18 protein-coding genes and 2 pseudogenes are annotated in these 19948 nt (G+C 62.9%); 10 read left to right on the top strand and 10 right to left on the bottom strand.

All coding sequences use genetic code 11. The annotated features are described in order from the left end of the window. Nucleotides 1-133 precede the first annotated feature (133 nt). From RHIBR816_RS0132770 to RHIBR816_RS0132755, 4 genes are all read left to right on the top strand, one after another. Nucleotides 134-1060 carry an ArdC family protein gene (locus RHIBR816_RS0132770; protein WP_018240811.1) on the top strand — a complete coding sequence of 309 codons (927 nt, stop codon included), beginning with the start codon at nt 134-136 and terminating at the stop codon, nt 1058-1060. Nucleotides 1061-1755: 695 nt separating this feature from the next. Beyond that, nucleotides 1756-2070 (top strand): DUF736 domain-containing protein, encoded by a 315-nt coding sequence (locus tag RHIBR816_RS0132765; protein ID WP_018240809.1) that lies wholly within the window; start codon nt 1756-1758, stop codon nt 2068-2070. Nucleotides 2071-2385: 315 nt separating this feature from the next. Then, on the top strand, nt 2386-2565 hold the full coding sequence (locus RHIBR816_RS38185) for a hypothetical protein (protein WP_034817609.1): 180 nt from the start codon (nt 2386-2388) through the stop codon (nt 2563-2565). Between the two features lie 334 nt (nt 2566-2899). Next, nucleotides 2900-3391 (top strand): hypothetical protein, encoded by a 492-nt coding sequence (locus tag RHIBR816_RS0132755; protein ID WP_018240807.1) that lies wholly within the window; start codon nt 2900-2902, stop codon nt 3389-3391. Between the two features lie 289 nt (nt 3392-3680). Here RHIBR816_RS0132755 and RHIBR816_RS0132745 read toward each other — a convergent pair whose 3' ends face one another. The 4 genes and pseudogenes from RHIBR816_RS0132745 to RHIBR816_RS35120 all read right to left on the bottom strand — a co-directional run. Further along, a complete protein-coding gene (locus RHIBR816_RS0132745; protein ID WP_026187697.1) occupies nt 3681-3938 on the bottom strand; it encodes a WGR domain-containing protein in 258 nt (85 codons plus the stop codon). 293 nt (nt 3939-4231) lie between these two features. Further along, a pseudogene (locus tag RHIBR816_RS36890) lies at nt 4232-4351 on the bottom strand (HU family DNA-binding protein); the annotation flags it as partial. A gap of 72 nt (nt 4352-4423) precedes the next feature. After that, complete coding sequence (gene ltrA / locus RHIBR816_RS0132730; protein WP_018240804.1) at nt 4424-5965, bottom strand: group II intron reverse transcriptase/maturase; 1542 nt, start codon at nt 5963-5965, stop codon at nt 4424-4426. Nucleotides 5966-6576: 611 nt separating this feature from the next. Continuing rightward, nucleotides 6577-6744 (bottom strand): annotated as a pseudogene (locus RHIBR816_RS35120) (HU family DNA-binding protein); the annotation flags it as partial. Between the two features lie 267 nt (nt 6745-7011). Here RHIBR816_RS35120 and RHIBR816_RS0132715 point away from each other — a divergent pair. After that, nucleotides 7012-7239, top strand: coding sequence for a hypothetical protein (locus RHIBR816_RS0132715; protein WP_018240801.1), 228 nt, complete (start codon nt 7012-7014; stop codon nt 7237-7239). Between the two features lie 9 nt (nt 7240-7248). Here the strand turns inward: RHIBR816_RS0132715 and traG are convergent, their stop codons facing one another. Genes traG through traC form a run of 3 tightly spaced genes read right to left on the bottom strand, consistent with a single transcriptional unit; the run spans nt 7249 to nt 9680 of the window. Next, a complete protein-coding gene (traG, locus tag RHIBR816_RS0132710; RefSeq protein WP_018240800.1) occupies nt 7249-9177 on the bottom strand; it encodes a Ti-type conjugative transfer system protein TraG in 1929 nt (642 codons plus the stop codon). After that, on the bottom strand, nt 9164-9379 hold the full coding sequence (gene traD / locus RHIBR816_RS0132705; protein WP_018240799.1) for a type IV conjugative transfer system coupling protein TraD: 216 nt from the start codon (nt 9377-9379) through the stop codon (nt 9164-9166). The genes traG and traD overlap by 14 nt, the downstream gene beginning before the upstream one ends. Before the next feature lie 4 nt (nt 9380-9383). Next, nucleotides 9384-9680: a conjugal transfer protein TraC gene (traC, locus tag RHIBR816_RS0132700; protein ID WP_018240798.1), complete on the bottom strand. Its 297-nt coding sequence runs from the start codon at nt 9678-9680 to the stop codon at nt 9384-9386. Nucleotides 9681-9927: 247 nt separating this feature from the next. On the opposite strand from traC, the gene traA reads away from it, so the two are divergent. From traA to RHIBR816_RS0132670, 5 genes are all read left to right on the top strand, one after another. After that, nucleotides 9928-13230, top strand: coding sequence for a Ti-type conjugative transfer relaxase TraA (gene traA / locus RHIBR816_RS0132690; protein ID WP_018240796.1), 3303 nt, complete (start codon nt 9928-9930; stop codon nt 13228-13230). Continuing rightward, nucleotides 13227-13757, top strand: coding sequence for a conjugative transfer signal peptidase TraF (gene traF, locus RHIBR816_RS0132685; RefSeq protein ID WP_018240795.1), 531 nt, complete (start codon nt 13227-13229; stop codon nt 13755-13757). The genes traA and traF overlap by 4 nt, the downstream gene beginning before the upstream one ends. Further along, nucleotides 13726-14973 carry a conjugal transfer protein TraB gene (locus RHIBR816_RS0132680; protein WP_018240794.1) on the top strand — a complete coding sequence of 416 codons (1248 nt, stop codon included), beginning with the start codon at nt 13726-13728 and terminating at the stop codon, nt 14971-14973. Before traF ends, RHIBR816_RS0132680 begins: the two co-directional genes overlap by 32 nt. A gap of 18 nt (nt 14974-14991) precedes the next feature. Further along, complete coding sequence (locus tag RHIBR816_RS0132675) at nt 14992-15618, top strand: TraH family protein (RefSeq protein WP_018240793.1); 627 nt, start codon at nt 14992-14994, stop codon at nt 15616-15618. A gap of 318 nt (nt 15619-15936) precedes the next feature. Then, on the top strand, nt 15937-16245 hold the full coding sequence (locus tag RHIBR816_RS0132670; protein WP_018240792.1) for a transcriptional repressor TraM: 309 nt from the start codon (nt 15937-15939) through the stop codon (nt 16243-16245). Nucleotides 16246-16248: 3 nt separating this feature from the next. Here the strand turns inward: RHIBR816_RS0132670 and traR are convergent, their stop codons facing one another. The 3 genes from traR to RHIBR816_RS0132650 all read right to left on the bottom strand — a co-directional run bounded on the left by traR (nt 16249) and on the right by RHIBR816_RS0132650 (nt 19781). Continuing rightward, nucleotides 16249-16953, bottom strand: a complete 705-nt coding sequence (gene traR, locus RHIBR816_RS0132665; RefSeq protein ID WP_018240791.1) for a transcriptional regulator TraR — start codon at nt 16951-16953, stop codon at nt 16249-16251. 174 nt (nt 16954-17127) lie between these two features. Then, complete coding sequence (locus RHIBR816_RS0132660; RefSeq protein WP_018240790.1) at nt 17128-17634, bottom strand: UPF0262 family protein; 507 nt, start codon at nt 17632-17634, stop codon at nt 17128-17130. Between the two features lie 503 nt (nt 17635-18137). Next, nucleotides 18138-19781: an MFS transporter gene (locus RHIBR816_RS0132650; RefSeq protein ID WP_018240789.1), complete on the bottom strand. Its 1644-nt coding sequence runs from the start codon at nt 19779-19781 to the stop codon at nt 18138-18140. Between the last annotated feature and the right edge of the window lie 167 nt (nt 19782-19948).

Raw genomic sequence — 19948 nt, 5'->3', positions numbered from 1 at the left:
CGTCCGTTGCGGCCGGTTGCGATATCTCTCCTTGCTCAGATTGAACCTCGACCGGTTCGCGGTCCTGCGGTCCGCAGCGGTCGGACCTCGTGACGGCCGCGATCAGCGCGGCCCTCAAATGGAGGTTGAGGACATGAGCAGCAAGGAAAACAAGGCCCGCGTCGACATCTACGCGAAAATTACCGACCGCATCGTCGCGGAGCTGGAAAAGGGCGTGCGCCCGTGGGTCAAGCCGTGGAGTGCCGCAAATGCCACAGGTCGGATCACCCGTCCGCTGCGTCACAACGGAATGCCGTACCAGGGGATCAATACACTGCTTCTCTGGTCGGAGGCGGTTTCGCGAGGCTTCGTTTCCGCGACCTGGATGACCTTCAAGCAGAGCATCGAACTTGGTGGTCATGTCCGCAAGGGCGAGACCGGCGCAACCGTCGTCTATGCCAGCCGGTTCACGCGCACGGAGACCGATGCCCATGGTGAAGAAGTGGAACGCGGCATCCCGTTCCTCAAAGCCTATACGGTGTTCTGCGCCGACCAGATCGACGGCCTTCCGGAGCAGTATTACCTTACTCCGGCGCCGGCGACCGATCCGGCGGAGCGGATCGCCCATGCGGATACCTTCTTTGCCAATACCGGCGCCGTCATCCGGCACGGCGGCAACCAGGCTTTTTTCAATCCGGCTCGCGATATCGTTCAAATGCCGCCGTTTGAGAGTTTTCGCGACGCCGCGAGCTACTACGCCACGCTCGGACACGAGCTAACCCATTGGGCAGGCGCGCAAAAGCGGCTTGACCGTAACCTCTCCCGCTATCACAAGGATCGCTCGATGAGGGCTCACGAAGAGCTGATCGCCGATCTTGGCGGTTGTTTTCTGGCGGCCGACCTCGGCATCGTCCCGGAGCTCGAGCCGAGACCCGATCACGCAAGTTACCTTGCCAGCTGGCTCGAAATTCTCAAGAACGAGAAGCGGTTCATCTTCGCCGCAGCCGCCCATGCACAGCGCGCAGTCAATTATCTTCACGACCTACAGCCGCCCGCCGCCGAGGTCGCGGATGCAGCCTGATGCTGCCGTCGTCTTCGATCAAAACGGGGAGGGCACCGAGGCCTGCGCGATCCACCTTGCGGGCGATCCCTGTTCGACAGGCAAGCCTGGGGCTGAAATCGGACCAGCCGGCCAAGGCCTTCAACCCCGAGCTTGGCGTAGCCACGATCCGCGAAGCCGCCGGTGCGCCTTGATTGGCGGCCGCCCGGCCTCGGGGATTTCAAGCAGCCGGCCAGTCGTCGTTCGACCGGAACGAAGCGGCGGGTGCGTCCGCGTCCGGGTGAGGATGTCTGCGTTACGCGATGCCACTGACGGGTTGCGGAACGGTTTGATGGTCCCTGACCGTTGCCGGGATTACGGTCATCAGGACGACGAGCCGCCGTCTGCCGTCTGGTCCAGTCGTTTCAAGGAGGACGCGCACCTCACGTCCTCGATGGGGCTTGTCTGACCGAAGGCCGTCTTCGCTGCGCTTCGCCTCGTTCTCAAGCCCGCAACAGCCGACCCGCGACTTTCTTCCCCTGCTGGCTTCGCCATCATTCCGCGCGGATCAAGAAAGTCTCTCCCTGGCTGCCCTTCACTGTCGTTCCGGCCCAGCAAGCCACCCCATTGCGCGCGCGCATCGGGGACCCCGGGGGTGCGGGCCGATCGCCTCCGGTCCATCGACCGCCATCGAGGTCGCGGTGGTCGCGGCCCGAGAAACCCACAGGAGACGACAGATGGCTACCATCGGCACTTTCACCTCGAACGGCAACTCCGGCTTTTCCGGGGTCATCAAGACCCTCAACCTCAACGTCAAGGCCAAGCTGGTCCGCATCGAAAACCCCTCCGACAAGGGACCGCACTTCCGCATTTTCGCGGCAGCGAATGTCGAACTCGGAGCCGCCTGGCAGAAAGTTTCCAATGAGGGCCGAGACTACCTCTCGGTCAAGCTGGACGACCCGAGCTTCCCCGCCCCGATCTACGCCACCCTGATCGAGGTGGACGGCGAGGAAGGCCTGCAACTGATCTGGTCTCGGCCGAACCGGGATTGAGGCTCCCGAGGGAAGCCCCGCCGCAAGGCGGGGCTCCTGCCACGTATGAGGAAGCCGGCGGCAGGCATCGAGCCTGCCGCCGGCTTTTTCGGTGGGGGTACGGAACGGGAATTTTGTCTGCTCAGATACGCGAGTGTGCCGTGAGGCTCGTGCCGCCTCAAGGACCTTGCGGCCCCTCCAATTTTCAGCCGATGCCCCGAAGGGCACCGTCAGAAAATCGGTTCCTCCGCTCGCCGGCTCCGCCGGTCGCTGACGCGATCCTTGACCCAGCCCGATCCTCACGACCCCGGGCGTCATCTTTCACATCATCAGGAGATGACGACGATGACGATTGCACTCGAAATTCAAGTTGAAGAACTGCGACTGGAACTGAAGAACGTCTGCGATACCGCCGAGCGCCGCCAGATCGAGGGCGAGCTCGAGCTCGCACTGGCAGATCTGGCCGTGGCGCTTGCCGAACAGGACGGTGCCATCGATGCTAAGCCGCCCTTCTGAGGCGGCTCTCTTCCTGCTGGACTGAGCCGGTCCGCCGGATCGACCGGCGGCCCGGCCCGCGAGGGATTTCGCCCCTCGACGCTCCCCTCCGGCTGGCGCCGGGCACGGTCGCGGCCCCTTCGCGGCCGCGGGTCTCTTCTCTCTCTGACGTCCTATTTTACTCCGGCAAATCCGGCGTCAAGGACGGCGCGGTCTCCGCCAATTTTTCCGCTGCTACGTTGCACTACGCTCTGGAAAAATCGGTTCCCCCGCTTGCGAGCCGCGGTCCGCGGTCCTTGACCCCTCTTTGCCACGGAGTGGCCGGTCTCCGTCATCAACGAAGGAGGATCACCTTATGACATCCAATCAGAACCTCATGCTCTACACCAAGCTTTCTGGCTTCCGGCTCGTCGTGCTTGCGAACGGGTTCGGCTGCGAGACAGACTTCTCGCGAGCCCTTCACGAGCGCCTGGTTGAGGGCCTGGAGACGGCAATCGTGCGCGTCCGGATCGTCATGGAATTGGAACGGAGCGCTTTAGCTAACGACGATGAATATGCCCAATATCGGCTCGAAGGTGAGAACGAGATCTTCGGGCGCTTCACCATCAATCTTCTGGATGAGCTCGATGTCGATTTCGAGACAAACGAGTACCGCATAAACGGTGGTAATTGGACCGTCGCTTTGTCGGCGGATTGCGACGGCGTCGTGATCGACTATCCGCGATTGGTCGCGCTGACCGAGACCGAACTCGGCTCGCTGGCGGCGATCATCAGGGATATCCGCCAGGAAACAGGCATCGCAATTCATGCGGCGCGTGTCGTCGATAGCAGGTGCGCAGGCTCCTGAGGGCCTTGGTACGATCTCGATTTCCGAGGGGCGGCGAGAGCCGTCTCTCCGTGACGGCACCGGCAGGTTTTTGATCGCTTCAAAATCTCCTTGTCGACACGGTCCTCGCCGCTACCGGCCGCCGGTTCCGTCCTCGGCGAGTGGCCAGCAACGTCTTCGGCAAGCGAAAGCTCGGCCTGAAACTTCGCTTCAGGATTCCGTTCTTTGTCGAGATCGAGGTGTCCTTCGAGTTCGATTGGAATCGGGGGACGATGAGGTAAAACGGCCGGCTTCCGCTCGGCGGACCTCCTCAATCCGCCGCGGCAGATCGCGGATGATAACCGCGTCTTCGCTTCTGCCGGAGCAGATCGAGAAACATCAGGACCGCATCTTCTTCCCGGTCGAAATGATGGATCATCTGCTGGCCGGTGGATCCGATGCGGCCCCATCGCCGCCTCAGGCAGGCATCGCCGAACAGGGTCGGTTCAATCGACATGGCGTAATAACGGGCCATGTTTCTCGAGATGTCCGTCCGTTCGACGTAGAGCTGATAGGGCTGCGCGATCATGCCGACAGAGTCGGAGATTTCGGCATCAGCGTCCAACGACACTTATGAATCGGTCCGCCGCCATCGATTCATCATTGTGATGAATGCGAGGACGAGACCCATCCGGCAGGCGGCGGTCAATCGCGGCGCAACCGGTCGACATCAGACCGCGGGCAAATCGTGATGGGTTCCCTGCGCCGCAGCCCGGTCTGGAACGCAGGTTCGCATGACCAGGCCGATCTCTCCCCAGCCGCAATCGCACTCTCCGGGGCACGGCGGTCGGGTTTCAGCCCGCCGGGCCGCACCCCCGATGATTACTTGTTCATCGCGTCCTTGAGCGCCTTCGCCGGCTGGAACGTCAACTTCCTGGCAGCAGCAACCTTGATCATCGCGCCCGTCGCGGGATTGCGCGCATCGCGCTCCGGCGTTTCCTGTCGGGTAGGAACGACCCGTTGCCGGGCCGCTCCTCCCTAAGAACTGTACGTGCGAGTTTCCCAGCATACAGCTCAAGCCTCCGCTAAGCCCTGTTTGACCAGAGCCGCCAGTTCCTGTGCATCAGTAGAGGATGTGCGCTCGCCGGGCTGATCCGTAATTTCCGATGGCAGACCGCGCCTTGCGGCGAAGTAGTTCTCCCACATCGGATCGAACGGATTCGCTTCAGCCCGGATTTTGCAGTGGCGACGAATAGGAACGTCGGACGCGTGGATGAGGCGGATGAACTTGATGTTTCCTGCCTTATCCTTCATCCCTGCGCGGAATACCCAGTCTCGCGTACCTTCCCGAGCGAAGTAACGATACTTCACCCAGCGAAGCGGCTTGTCCGGGTGTCTACGACAGGCCCACTGCCAGAGACACTTCCAGATGAGATGCTCGACCTTGCGAAAGGTCTCTTTCGCCACCTGGTTGTGATGATAATTGGTCCATCCCCGGATGACCGGGTTCAGCCGCATTATCAGATACTCCTGCTTCACATCGGCGGCAGCCTTGATGATCGCTCGGACCTTGCGCATAAACGCCACCACGTTCTTCTTGGCGGGTTTGATGTGGGTGTGCCCATCATATCTGCGCACGTTCCAGCCGAGGAAGTCGAAGCCTTCCTCGACCCGCACGATGCGGGTCTTTTCCGCAGACAGGGACAGGCCCCGTTCTGCCAGAAATTTCTCCACTAGAGATTTCGCCTCCTCTAGCACCTCTTTCGAGGCACCCGTGACGACGAAGTCATCGGCGTAACGTATCAAGTGAACCTTGGTCCTCATGTTGCGACGTTTCGGGCCATAGTGGGCCCGTAGCATCTTTTCCATTCCGTCCAAGGCCATGTTGGCGAGCGTGGGCGAGATTATTCCCCCTTGCGGAGTTCCCGCTCGTGTTGCGTGCCAATCACCGTCCTGTATGTAACCGGAGTCCAGCCATTTCCGGAGCACCGCCTTGTCCATGGGGATGTTGGCGATGAGCCAGTCCTTGCTGATTTCGTCGAAGCAGCCAGCAATGTCCGCGTCTAAGGCCCATTCCGCCGTTCCACGTCCCCGCAGGGCTATGTAGCACTGCCGGGCCGCGTCACGTGTGGCTCGAAACGGTCGGAAACCGTACGAGTTGGGGTCTGCCGTAGTTTCCGCGACAGGTAACAGGGCAAGCAGGTGAAGTGCCTGCATAGCTCTGTCCTTCATCGTCGGAATACCTAACGGACGCAGCTTCTTGCTATTTGCTTTCGGGATATATACCCGCCTCAACGGCAGAGGACGATACCCCCGTCGTTTGAGCGACAGTAATCCTCTGACGCATTTATCCGGTGTGTCCCAGATGATCCGGTCCACTCCGGGTGTTCTCTTTCCCTGATTTCCAATAACCCGTTTTACGGCAAGCGCCTTGCCGCTGAACGAGTGGGTCAGCAACCGTTGCAAGGCTTGCACCTTGCCCCAGCGACCTTCCCTAACTGCCTTCGCAATACGCATCTGCAGCCGTCGCACGTGTTGGTAAGCTTTGCGCCAGTCAATCTGGTCCCAACTCACCGCTTCGCGGGAGGCCGCACCAGTCACTATTGTGACCGTCATTTGCCTGTCCTCCTGCCGAGGGTTCTGCACATTCTCTCGCGACGGGAGACCCGTCGGAAGTCTGCTCCCTTTCGGGCGGGGTGATGTTGGCGAGCCGCAACCCCTGTCCGAACCATTACAGCTCGGCGTTCGCTTTCTCCGACATCCTCTGCCCGCACCGCCAATAGCTTTCCTTGCGGTCGGCCTGCCCGCTGCCGGGCGACGATACGGGTTTACCGTGTTTCACCTAAATAACGTGGGCGGGTTAGATCCTGCCTATCCGCCGGCGGTCCTTTTGTCCGTGTGCCTCCAAAATCAAGGGAAGCATCCGACCGCGCACCTTTTGGTTCAAGCCTGTCAGCATCTTTGGCTTGTCAAATTTCACGACGTTTATCAGCAGTTCATTTGCATTGATCATACCACCCAGCCTAGCGCCCCATCCGCAATGATGCTCGCAGAAGACACCTCCGCCTCACGACATCGGCATGGCCCGAAGGCCCGGCTACATTGTCCCGGCAGCTTCACACCGGACCGTTACCAGTCCCGCATGTGCCGGTAGGCTACTGATGACGGAACATCAGGACTGTCCCGGAATATAAATCCCGTACAGACAATTACTTAGGCGACTTTCACGTCGCACTGACCTTGAACTTGCCGAAGGCCGGAATTGACGTCTCGGCGCCGGACGTGGCGGCAGCCGTGACGGCGGCGAAGACCGCCTCGACGATCGACTTGCCTTGCGCCTTCGTCAGGCCATGCTCGCTCGCAATCTTGTCGGCGATTTCATTGGTGGTGGTCATGTTCGTTCCCTGTTATGTGCGCCGGGAACATTTCCACCTGTTTCGTCGATTGTCACGCTGCGGCGGGCGCCAAACCCGCACAATCGCCTCCATTTCCACAGCTAGAGGAGAGGACGTGTCTCTTTCGGGCAGCTGATCGTTTATCCAGAGGATGTTGCGGGGGACCTGTGGATTGCGCGAGCCTCCGGTCGAGCGCTGCGCGGACATTGGCTGGCCATCGTCACAGCAAGACTGTATGGCGACATCAACGACATTCGAAGGTTCATCATGGAAGACACGATACAAATCGGAAACCGCGGCGACTTCGGTCTGTGGGCGATCGAAGTCGCCAAGCAGATCGTCAGCGAGCAGGGTTTCGCGCTTGCCAGCGCCGCCCGTGACGGCGCGGAGGACGATGTCCGGGCCGCCGGCAATGCCTTGGGCCAAGCCATCACCAATGCGCTCCTCGAGGTCTATGACGGGCTGCTCTATGAGGCGTCTGCCGACCGGACCTGAACCCTTCCGTCACAGCTTCTCCGCGCTGTCGCGAAAGAACGCGTTCGGCTTGACGCAGGCCCTCATGTCGGCGCGCCGGAACCAGATCGCGCGTCCGCATCTGAGCGGCGGGTTGCCGGCGGTGAAGACGATCTGTTCGTCGGCGCGCATGCGCAGCACCTCATGCGGCAGGATCAGCGGCCGGCGGCTGAGCTGCTTCGATCGCGATCGCGACGAACCCTTCATGCCCGTCGAGCGGTTCACCTGGTCGACCTCGACCGTGGTATCGCCGCAGCGCCTCGAAATATACTCGGCCGTGTCGGGATCGTTGATCGCGGCAAACGAGATCCACGACGCCGATTCGAACCATTTGCTGGTGGCGTCGCGGCCGCCATAAGCCTCGCGCATCTGGCCGATCGACTGGAAGATCATGGTCAGTGTAATGCCGTATTTGCGGCCGGCGTCGCGCGCCGTCTCAAGGATGCGCAGATAGCCGAGGCGGGCGACCTCGTCGAGCAGGAACAACGTGCGTCCGTTGACGTCGCCATTGCGGTTATAGATGGCATTGAGGAGCGAGCCGATTACCACGCGCGCCAGCCCCGGATGGGCTTCCAGCACCTTGAGATCGAAGGCGAGGAATACGTCCGTTTCCCCATTCGCAAGAGCATCGGTCGGGAAACTGTCGCCCGACACGAGTGCGGCGTAGTTCGGGTAGGACAGCCAATGAGTTTCCTTCACCGCATTGGCGTAGACACCGGAAAACGTCTCCGGCGTCATGTTGACGAAGACCGCGACATTCTCCTTGACGAAGTCGGATCCCGACTGTTCGTGGATGCGTGTCAGCCGCTCGCGCAGCTTCGGCTCGGGCTCGGAGAGATTGGCGCGCACGCGCCGCAGCGTCTGGTCCTTCTCGTCGGTGTGGCCAGACAGGCAGACGTCGGCAATCAATGCCGTCAGCAATTGCATGGCGGACGCGCGGAAGAAGTCGTCGCGGGCCGAGGCCGCGCGCGCATTGTCGGTCATGATCCAGGTGGCGATCGCGACGATGTCTTCCTCCTTCGTCCCGCCGAACCGTCCTATCCAGTCGAGCGCGTTGAAGCCGATCGCCGGCGTGGCGGGGTCGAGGACGATCACCTTGCGGCCGGCCTTGCGGCGATGGTCAACGACCATCGGGGCCACCTCGCTCGACGGATCGAGGACGACAAGACAGCCGCCCCATTTGAGCGCCGTCGGGACCGTCACCGAGGTCGTCTTGAAGCCGCCCGAGCCGGCGAAGACGATGCCGTGCGACGAGCCGAAGGAACCGTCGAAACAGAGGAGCGGCGCCCTGCCGCCGGCACCCCAGCTTTGTCGATCATCGGCGCGAAACGGCATCCCTGCGACACTGTCCCGGTCGACCCGGTAGCGCTCGCCGACAACGATCCCGCCCTCCTGCCAAAACAGTTTCGTGGCGTCGGGCATGTTCATCCAGTCGGCCTCGCCATGGATCGCGCGCTGGCCATGAATGCGTCTGGGCGCCGGCGTCGTGAACGCGGCATTTCCCCGAAGGCCCACCCTGAGCGCAAAGGTGCCGGCAAGCAAGGTGACGGCGACGCCGGCGATTGTCGCCGGGTCGGCATAGGCGATCAGCGATTGCTCCCTCGGCACCTTGCCCGCAATAGCGGCAAGACGCAGGGTTTCGCGCAGCATCGCGATCACGATCACCGCCACAGAGCCGGCGAGCACGCCCCAGCCGGCGCTTCGGATGTTCGCCGCGCCGTTGGCGGCAAACAGGACGATGACGCCGATCGCAGCTGCCATGCAATAGGGAAGCGCAAGGCCAATCCGTCCGAGCCAGAGTTTCGCCTCTGGGCTCGTTGCAAACGCCGCCAGCCAATGCTCGATGCCAGGCAAGACGAGCGCAGTCGCGAGCATCACTGTCGCCGGAACCACGGCAAGCAGAAACCTAATCGCCGTCATGGCCGAAGGCCTCCGCCCCGATTGCGGCGAGGCGCGCTCGCTCCTGTTCGTCGCTCCTGATCCGTCGGCCGGCATCGATCAGCAGACCGAGCAGCAGCGCGCGTTTTTCGTAGCGCAGCCCGGCCTTGACGATCAGGCCGCCGAGCTCGATCTTCTCGCGGGTGTCCTTCTTGCGCGCGTCGGCCGTCATCGTTCTCACCATGCGCTCAAGCCTCGCCAGCGCCGCTCTGAGCCGGGCCAGTCTCGTCCTTCGTTGACGATGCGCCGGCGGTCTTGCTGTCGCCGGCATGTCTCTTTCCGGTCGCAACCCCGTTGCCTCCGCGAAACCGCTGAGCAACCTGCTCGAACGCCGCCTGCAGGTCAGCCTCGTCGATCTCGATGTCGCCCAGGCCGGCCTTCAGTGCGACCCTGCCGATGCGCTCAGCCTCGCGTGTCTCGGCGGCTTTGAGCTGCTCCTGCAGGCGGGCGATTTCTTCCCTGATCTTCGCTGACGGCTTCTTCATTCCGGTCGCATCTCCTGGTCGTTCCGGCGTTGCTTCTGCGGCGCCAGACTGCTCCGAATGGTCACCGAGCGAAAGGTGCAGAATTGCACGTCGGCAAAGCCGACACTTTGGCGCATCATCCCGCCGCTCGATGAGAGCGGATCCAAGGGCGCAATTATACGTCGCTGGCGCGACGTGCTGTCTTGCCTGCCCTGGCGGGGCCCGCTCTCAGGCCGAACAAGGTTCAACCCCGGGAGTTTTTCGCGCCGTGGCCATCGCCCATTTCTCCGCCAGCATCGTCAGCCGCGGCGACGGCCGCAGCGCTGTGCTGTCGGCGGCCTATCGCCACTGCGCCCGGATGGACTACGAGCGCGAGGCCCGCACGATCGACTACACGCGGAAGCAGGGCCTGCTGCATGAGGAATTTGCCCTTCCGGCCGATGCCCCGAAATGGGCGCGCGCCCTGATCGCCGATCGCGCCGTTGCCGGGGCATCGGAAGGCTTCTGGAACCGGGTCGAAGCCTTCGAGAAGCGCGTCGATGCGCAACTCGCCCGGGACCTGACCATCGCGCTGCCGCTGGAGCTTACGCCCGAGCAGAACATTGCGCTGGCGCGCGATTTCGTCGACAGACACATCCTCGCCAGGGGCATGGTCGCCGACTGGGTCTATCACGACAACCCCGGCAACCCGCACATCCACCTGATGACCACCTTGCGGCCGCTGACCGAGGACGGCTTCGGCGCCAAGAAGGTTCCGGTCATCGGCGAGGACGGGCAGCCGCTTCGCACAAAAGAGGGCAAAATCGTCTATGAACTCTGGGCCGGTTCGACGGATGATTTCAATGCCCTGCGCGGCGGCTGGTTCGAGCGGCAGAACCACCATCTGGCGCTGAACGGGATTTCGCTTCGTGTCGATGGCCGCTCCTATGAAAAGCAGGGCATCGAACTCGAACCGACGCTGCATGTCGGCGTCGGCGCCAAGGCGATCGAGCGCAAGGCGGAAAGCCAAGGCGTCCGGCCGGAGTTGGAACGGCTCGATCTCAACGAAAAACGCCGCACCGAAAACACTCGCCACATGCTCCGAAACCCGGCGATCGTCCTCGACCTGATCACCCGGGAGAAAAGCGTCTTCGACAGCCAGGACATTGCCAAGGTCCTCAATCGCTATGTCGACGATCCCGGCATCTTCCAGCAGTTGATGGCGCGTGTTCTTCAGGACCCCGACGTGTTGCGCCTCGAGCGCGACAGGATTGACTTTGCCACGGGGAAACGGGTTCCGTCGCGCTACACGACGCGGGCGCTGATCCGGCTTGAAGCCGAGATGGCCAATCGCGCCATCTGGCTCTCGCGGCAATTCTCGCACGGCGTTCGCGACCCCGTGCTGAAGGCGACCTTCGCCCGCCATGCGCGGCTCTCGGACGAGCAGAAAACCGCGATCGAGCACGTTGCCGGGCCGGCCAGGATCGCGGCGATCGTCGGCCGCGCCGGCGCCGGCAAGACGACGATGATGAAGGCGGCACGGGAGGCGTGGGAACTGGCCGGTTATCGCGTGGTTGGCGCAGCCCTTGCGGGCAAGGCGGCAGAGGGCCTGGAGAAGGAAGCCGGCATTGCGAGCCGCACGCTCTCCTCCTGGGAACTGCGCTGGAACCGCGGGCGCGATGGTCTCGACGCGAGGACGATCTTCGTCATCGACGAGGCCGGCATGGTCGCCTCCCGACAGATGGCGGGCTTCGTCGAGGCGGTGGTCAGGGCAGGGGCAAAGCTCGTCCTGGTCGGCGATCCCGACCAGCTCCAGCCGATCGAGGCGGGAGCGGCCTTCCGCGCCATTGCCGATCGCATCGGTTACGCCGAACTCGAAACGATCTACCGCCAGCGCCAGGACTGGATGCGGTCTGCCTCGCTTGATCTGGCGCGCGGCAACATCGGGCCGGCCCTTGCCGCCTACGGCAGCCATGGCCGGCTGCATGGTTCGACGCTGAAATCCGAGGCGATCGACCGTCTGATCGGCGACTGGGACCGCGACTACGATCCGGAAAAGTCGATGCTGATGCTCGCGCATCTGCGCCGCGACGTGCGCCTCCTCAATGAAATGGCGCGGCAAAAACTCGTCGAGCGCGGCGTCCTCAGTGAGGGCCATGCGTTTCGCACCGCCGACGGCATGCGCCGCTTCGATGCCGGCGACCAGATCGTCTTCCTGAAGAACGAGGGATCGCTTGGCGTCAAGAACGGCATGATCGGCCATGTCGTCGAGGCAGCCCCAAACCGTCTCGTCGCTGTGATCGGCAAGGGCGATCAACGCCGGCAGGTCACGGTGGAACAGCGGCGCTACAACAATCTCGATCACGGCTATGCGACAACGATCCACAAGAGCCAGGGCGCCACCGTCGATCGGGTCAAGGTGCTCGCGTCACTGTCGCTCGACCGGCACCTGACCTATGTGGCGATGACGCGCCACCGCGAGGATCTGCAGGTCTATTACGGCACGCGATCCTTCGCCTTCAATGGCGGGCTCGAACAGGTGCTGTCGCGTCGTAACGCCAAGGAGACGACGCTCGATTACGAAGGCGCCACGCTCTACCGCCAAGCGCTTTCCTTTGCCGAGAACCGCGGCCTGCACTTGGTCCGGGTCGCCCGCACGCTTGTCCGCGACCGGCTCGACTGGACGCTCAGGCAGAAAGACAAGCTGACCGATCTCGTGTCTCGTCTGCGTGTCGCCGGCGAACGGCTCGGGCTTTTCCCATCACCCGTCCAGCAACAGAAGAAGGAGACCCGACCGATGGTCGCTGGCATCAAAGACTTCGCATTCTCCGTGGGGGACAGTGTCGAGCGCAAGCTCGGTGACGATCCAGCGCTCAAAGCCCAGTGGCAGGAGGTCTCGACCCGCTTCCGCTATGTCTTCGCCGATCCGGAAGCCGCTTTCCGGGCGATGAATTTCGATGCGGTGCTGGCCGACCGGGAGGCAGCCAGCAAGGCGCTGCAGCAACTCGCGAGTGAGCCGGCGTCGATCGGACCGCTGAAGGGCAAGACCGGCCTGCTTGCCGGCAAGGCCGAGCGCGAGGCGCGGCGCGTCGCCGAGGTCAATGTCCCCGCCCTGAAACGCGACATCGAACAGTATCTCGGCATGCGCGAGAGCGCTCGCGAGCGGCTGGCGGCAGAGGAGCAGACTCTTCGCAACCGCGTGTCGATCGACATCCCGGCGCTGTCGCCGGCGGCGCGTGTCGTGCTCGAACGGGTGCGCGACGCGATCGACCGCAACGATCTTCCGGCCGCACTCGGCTTTGCGATCAGCAACCGCGAGGCCAAGCTTGAAATCGATACTCTCATCCAGGCCGTCGCCGAGCGCTTCGGTGACCGCGCACTGCTTTCGAATGCCGCGCGCCATCCGGAGGGACAGCTCTTCGACAAGCTTTCCGCCGGCCTCAAGGCACAGGAAAAGGAAAGCCTCAGAGAGGCCTGGCCTGTGATGCGCACGGCCCAGCAACTGGCCGCCCATGAGCGCACGACGGTTACCCTCAAGCAGATAGAGGACCTACGGCTCAGCCAGCGCCAGACCCCGGCCCTGAAACAATGAAGCGGCGAGGTGCGATCATGATACTTGCGGCGGCAGCAATCATAACCGGTGTCGTTTTGAGCGCCGCGGTGTTCGGCGGCTTCCGCCTCAACCTGACGCCAAGCGAACCGCTCGGCCTCTGGCGGATCGAGGCGCCGAGCCGGGCCATCGCGGTCGGGGATCTCGTGTTCGTCTGCCCGCCGATGACGCCGGTGATCGAGGAGGCCCGCCGTCGTTCCTATCTTGCCCGCGGCCTCTGCCAAGGTGGCGTCGCACCGCTGATCAAGGCGGTCGCGGCACTGCCCCGACAGCGGGTCGAGATCGGCGACGCGGTTCGCATCGACGGCAAGCTTCTGCCGTCGTCACGTCTGCGCCGGACTGACGGCGCCGGTCGATCGCTAAAACCCTTTGCCGGCGGCATCGTGCCGGCGGGCATGCTTTATCTGCACTCCCCTTTTGCGAGCTCCTATGATTCCAGATATTTTGGCCCGGTCCCCGAGACCGGATTGCTCGGCCTTGCCCGGCCGGTGCTCACGGTCGATCCGTGAGTGCGCAAACGCCGCATTTCTTGTTGCGCTGGCAATCCTCGCCGGCGCGGTCGGCTGGAGCGGCTTCGTCCTCGCCCTGCCGGTCGCGATGATCTTTCCGGCGCTCTGGGCGATGTCGCGGTCGCGCCGAGTTGCAGCCCTTGTCTCGGCAGGATATTTCCTTGCCGCCTCACGCGGCCTGCCGCAAGGCGTCGCCACCTTCTATGCCGCCGATCTGTGGCCGGGACTTCTGCTGTGGATCGTGGCCTCGGCTTCCTTTGTCGCCGTGCATGCGGCGGCCTGGTCAAAGCTGTCGGGACGGGCGCGACCGGGATTGGGGCACTCGCATGCGGGGCGGGAGGGAAGGGCTGATCCGGAACGAGGGCGGGCGCTGCGGTATCTGGCGGCGACCGTGGTGATGGCGCTGCCGCCATTCGGCATCACCGGCTGGGCTCAGCCAATCGCCGCGGCCGGCGTGCTGTTTCCCGGCTGGGGATGGTGGGGTCTGGTCGCAACGGCTGCCGGCCTCGCGATGATGACATCGCGCTACTGGCCGGCAGCCGCCGTCGCCTTGATGGGCTTCTGGTTCTGGTCCGTCGCAACGTGGACAGCACCGACCCTACCGGACGGATGGAAAGGCGTCGACCTCGAACAGGGACGGACCCTGGGGCGAGATGGCTCACGCAAGCATCACCGTGACCTCATCGCAACGGTGCAATCGGCCGCGGATGCGTCCATTCGCTTCATCGTGCTTCCCGAAAGCGCGCTCGGCTTCTGGACGCCCACCGTGGAACGTCTCTGGCGGGAGGCGTTGCGTGGTCGCGATATCACCGTCATTGCCGGCGCGGCGGTGCTTGAGCCCCAAGGCTATGACAACGTGCTGGTGGCGGTCTCGGCCGAGAGCTCGCAAATCCTCTATCGCGAACGCATGCCGGTTCCGGTTTCGATGTGGCAACCCTGGAAAGCCTGGACGGGTGAGGGCGGCGGCGCCAGCGCCCACATCTTCGCCAATCCCGTCGTCGAGCTTGGCGGCACAAGGCTTGCTCCGTTGATCTGCTACGAGCAGCTCCTCGTCTGGCCCGCAGTGCAGTCGATGCTGGAATCCCCCGAGATCATCGTGGCGACGGGCAATGGCTGGTGGACGACAGGCACCTCGATCGTCGCCATCCAGCGGGCGAGCACGATCGCCTGGGCAAAACTGTTCGGCCTGCCGCTCGTCACGGCATTCAACACCTGAGAGACATGGAGAACCAGCATGGTCGATGCGGCTTTGATCAAGGAATGCGCCGATCCCGGGCTGAAGCCCGCAATCGTCGAGCAATTTGTCGCCACGGCCGGCACGGATGATCCGCTTTCCGTGACGGTGCGCTGGGGAAAGCGCGTCGTCCTCGTCCCGAAACCGACCACGCCGGAACAGGCGCTTGCTCTGATCCGCGAGCACATCGGCCGCAATGTCGTGCGCGTCGGCATCACCCAGTATCCGGCCGGCCTCGGTGTGCTCGAGGCGGGTGCGTTGAAGCCCGATCTCATCGATGCCTGCGCCAATCTCCGGATGGGGACCGCGCTCTTTTCCAAGATCTACCGGATCGTCTTGAAGTGGTACGGCAACCCGACCGGTGAAGAGGCTGCGCGCCAGGTGTTCAAGGACGCGATCATTGCCTGGCAGACGGGGTATTTCGAGGGGGAGGCGGTGTTTCGCACACCGGATCCTGGCGAGGCCGAAGCGGATACGCCCGATGCCCAAGAGCCGGTGGACGATCAGGCCGGGTTGGAAAAGCCCGGTGACGAAGGACAGCGCCAACCGGCCGAAGATCCTGTAGGTGACGGCGATCCCAACAAGGCCAGCATCCGGATTGATCTCTCGGGCATCGGTACAGAATGAGCGCAAGAGACAGCCAGTATTGCACCGTGCCGTCGGCAATTATCCGGCTGTTTGCACTGGCGAATATTGATTCCGCCCTCTATAAGGGCGGGTAGGGCAGTACGCGCTGCCTCGGGGTGTGGAAACCTCTCGTAGCGGTTGGCGCCGGCCGAAACGGCGCCAGATCCTCTGACCATTTGGCCGGGGGCCTGTGACGCATGTCCAGGTACTCCAGTGCTAAAGGTCGCAGGACTGTCTACGACAGTTTTCCAACCCCCGGCTTGGGATCATGGGATTAGTGTTTGCGGGGGCGTACCGCGGACAAGCCGGGAGAATGAAATGGGACCGGAAACAGCCGCGTTGCAATCGAAACCTGAAATTCGGGCCCTGTTCGGGCTCACGAAAGGGCTTCCCAAGCCCCAGCTGGAACTCCTGACCGTGGAAGCCATCCGAACCCACCGGACCCTGGTCGACAAGGCCGATCAGCTCTTCCAGGCATTGCCTGAAGAGGACAAGATCCCGGAGATGGTCGGCAGCGCGCAGCATCTCGACTACATCAGGGCCTGCATGGAGATGCACGCCCAGCTGTATACGACGAACACGCTGATCAACATCCTCGGCTATATTCCGAAGGTGCGGGCAAACTGAGTGTCAGATCAGTCCCTTGCGGATGGCGGTCGAGACCATGTGCGTCGTGTTCCCGGTCTCGAGATACTGGCCCGCTATTCGTAACTTCGACCGCACGCTGCCATATGAGACGTTGTAAATGTCTGCCACTTCGCGCTTCGTTTTGCCTTCGGAGATCCAGTACAGATAGCTGGCTGCGGTGGAATCGAAGAAGTCAGGCTGCGGAAGCGTCGGCGCCAGGTCGGTAAAGCTGATGCGGGCATGCAACTGTCCGACCGCAGCGGCCGCGGTCAGCGGGTCCAGCCCATGTTTCAATTCGCTCTCCGGCTTCCCCGAGGCCAGCGTGAACATCGCAAGCGTGCCGTGTGCGGCTCTGATCGGAATGGTCACGCCGGAGCGGATGCCGAAATCGGCCGCGTGTGCATAAAACGAACGCTCCTCCTTCGTAAGCTTTGACCTCTCGGCTTCACCGCTCCATGTGAAGGCGCCTTTGAGCGCTCGGGCGCGTCGCACCACAGGATCGATCTCAAAATAATGCTGTTCCGCATATTCGGCCTGCCACGCCGGTCCATAGTTTGAAACAACGTGGGCGTGGCTTGAGAGGATGTTGACATAGGCATAGCCGACAAAGCCCATCTCCTCGGTGAAATTGGCAAGCCCATGCTTTATGATGCGTTCATCGCCAGGTATGGCGGCGAGATCGGTCAGCTTGTCCAGCCACTGTCGCATTCAGTCTTCTCCTCATATGTTGGGCCGCGCCGGAGTGGTCCAGCCGTGCAAGCCGCTCGACATGGGCTTGCCGGCTCCCGAAGGCGGTCCCGTCATCAACCGTTCGGACAGTGTTCTGTCGCGGCCGGCGGAAGGAGGAGAATTGCGATTGCTCGACTGTTTGGCATTTGCACTTCAATCGACCCCTGCCGGCAGCGTCTGCGAGACCATGAGATCGATCAGCGTGAACAGCCGACGGGCCGTAGACTGATCGATCTCGACCTTGGATTTGAGGCGGTCTCTGAGCAAGGCGGAGGCTTCGTTGTGGATCGCACGTCGCCCCATGTCGATGGCTTCCAGCCGATCGGGCGGCAGCCGCGCAGCACCGTTGGCTAAGCTTTCGCAGACAATCCGGTAGTCCTTTAGCAGCCGGCGGAATGAAGTCAGTGAGAGGTGATGGCACAGGACGAGCGCGCCACACTCCGTGGTGACAGAAAGCACCAGTCGCCGCTCCATGAGTTCAAGGTGCAGCCGGTAGGGGCCGCCGCCATGTTCGACCGGTTCGAACCTGTTGTTGTCCAGCAGGTCGAAAATGGCGACAGCCTGCTCGTGCTTCTGTGCGGCATCCATCGGGCCGCCCGGCGGTTCCAGCGAAATCGCTGAAAGCCGAAACCGGGACGGTGCGGTGTTCATGCAGGTCATTGCGCACGGCCTCCCGCAACAGCGCCGACAATATCCGCTCGCGAGTGCCTGTCGGTGGAAACACCAAATGCGGCTGCCGCCGGGACGGGCCCGACGACAGCCGCTTTGCCCTGGGAGGCTGGGCAAACCGAAAATCTGTCCGAAAACGTCGTTTGGCGCGTTCGACGCGGAAACCGGCGGCTGACTCTGTTGCCGCGCATTCGCGTCCGACCGCCATCGTCATCGCGGGAAGTGTCCTCGCGAGGCCCCCCAAGCGTGGCAGGCTGCCGGCCGGTGACACGCACACCATCGCAAACCGAAGAAAAAGCGGCTGCCGTCGGGACCTGTTCGACGGCAGCCGAACAACCCTGCAAGGCTCGGAAAAATGGCGCTCGCAGGCCGGGAACTTCCCCAGATCGACGCTGATGCGGGTTAATCGTCGAGGTCTGGGCCAAAATTTCGATTAGGCACACTGGGTGCAGATATTGCTGGCGCTTGATGGTCTGCCGCATCTCAAATGCTCCTCAGGGACGCGAGACGCGGGTTATCGGCTGGCTTCGGGCGCGAGACGGGGTTGTCGCGCGCTCGATTGCCAGCACGGTCTCAGGGGCGCCGGCCCCATCGTGGAAGGCGGCAAGTCGCTCGCCGAGTTCTTTATCGGCCGGCGATAGTCGATGGTTCAGACGAAGATAGTCCGTCCATGTTGGCGTCCGGAACGTTTCCGTCCATAGGGTAGGGGTCAAAAGGTTCCGCTGGAGCGTCCAGTTGCGTGCCCCCGCCCGGCTCTGGATGCGCCGCCGCTCGCGCATGCACTCGAGAAAGGCCTCGAGATCCTGCTCCGCTATGGCGTATTCGACTTTGACGACGATAGGTCCGCTTCTCGGCTTCAAGTCGATTGCGAGCGACGGCGGGACAAACTCCAAGGCCTGCTGTTCCGATTCTTCCCACAACTCGATCGGCAGCACGAAGGCAAGAGCGGCCACCAGGAGCAGAATCGCGGCGGCGCCCTGGAAAGCCATGGTCAGAGAGTAGTTATCGGCGACAGAACCCCAGATCCAGCTGCCCGCGGCCATGCCGCCGTAGGAAAGGGCATAGTAGATCGAAAGCGTCCGCCCGACGACCCATCGCGGGCTCGAAAGCTGGATCGCAACGTCAACGCCGGTCCAGGTCAGCAGCCAGCCCGCGCCGCCGATTGCCAGCGCCAGCGCCGCAACGGGGATCGACGTCGTGAGCGGAAGGAGAAAGCAGCAGGCCGCACAGGCAACGGCTGCGAGTGCGATCAGCCGGTCCTGAGGCACAATGCGCCTGAGGTGGCTGCTACTGAGACCAGCAGTAAAGGCACCGACGCCGAAGGCGGCCAGCAGGGCGCCGTAGACGATTGGACCGCCCGCCAGATGATCCCGGACGATCAGCGGCAGCAGCGCGAGGATGGAAATGCTCGCCAAGCCGAACAACGTTCCGCGCACGATCGCCGCCCTGATTTCCGAGGACATCGCGGTGAAGCGCAGTCCATCCTGAATGGCCGTAACCACGCGTTCGCGCGGCAGCGAGGACGAGCGCACGTGCCACTTCGAGCGGGAGATCGCGGCGAGTGGCACAAGATCACTCAGCGCCGCCAGCACGAACGCGGCAAGGGGTCCGAAGAAGGCGAGGAGCGCGCCGCCAATGGCCGGGCCCGTGCTTCGCACGATGTTATAGCCGACCGACATCAGCGTCACCGCCGCCGGGATGTCGCGCTTTTCCAGGATGTCACCGACAGAGGCGTGCCACGCCGGATCGTTCAAGGCAAAGCCGCATCCGGCCAGGAACCCCAGTCCGAGGATCAGCCATGGACTGACAAGGCCGAGTGCGACGGTAACCGCCAGCGTCAGCGAAGCCAGAGCGATCAGGACGTGTCCGGCGAGCATCACGCCCCGCCGGCTAAAACTGTCGGCAATGGCGCCGGCGAGGATGGACAGGAAGAAGGCGGGCAGCGTCGACGAGGCCTGCACCAGCGCGACCATCGTATCGGAGGCCGAGATCGTCGCCATCAGCCAGCTGATTGCCGTTGTCTGGATCAGCCAGCCGAGGCTGGAGATCTGCGTGGCCGTCCAGATCGCACGAAACGCCCGGTTCCGGAGAGGAGCCAGGGTGGTCGAAACGGCCGAATGCGGATCGTCACGCTGCATTGCTTTCTTGTCTTTCCAGGCTCCTAACGCCTTGCTGCGACGCAGCAGAATATCTGGTACCGACGGACGGATTTCGGCGTTATGCAGTTATCCGATGCAGGAAACCGGCATAGTTCGACCATTAAATGAGTGACCATTTACCGTAACGTTATAACATATCGCATAAG

This window comes from Ensifer sp. BR816 (assembly GCF_000378985.1).
Lineage (GTDB): Bacteria > Pseudomonadota > Alphaproteobacteria > Rhizobiales > Rhizobiaceae > Sinorhizobium.
Note: the sequence above shows the minus strand (reverse complement) of the source record. Positions and strands in the feature narration are given on the sequence as shown.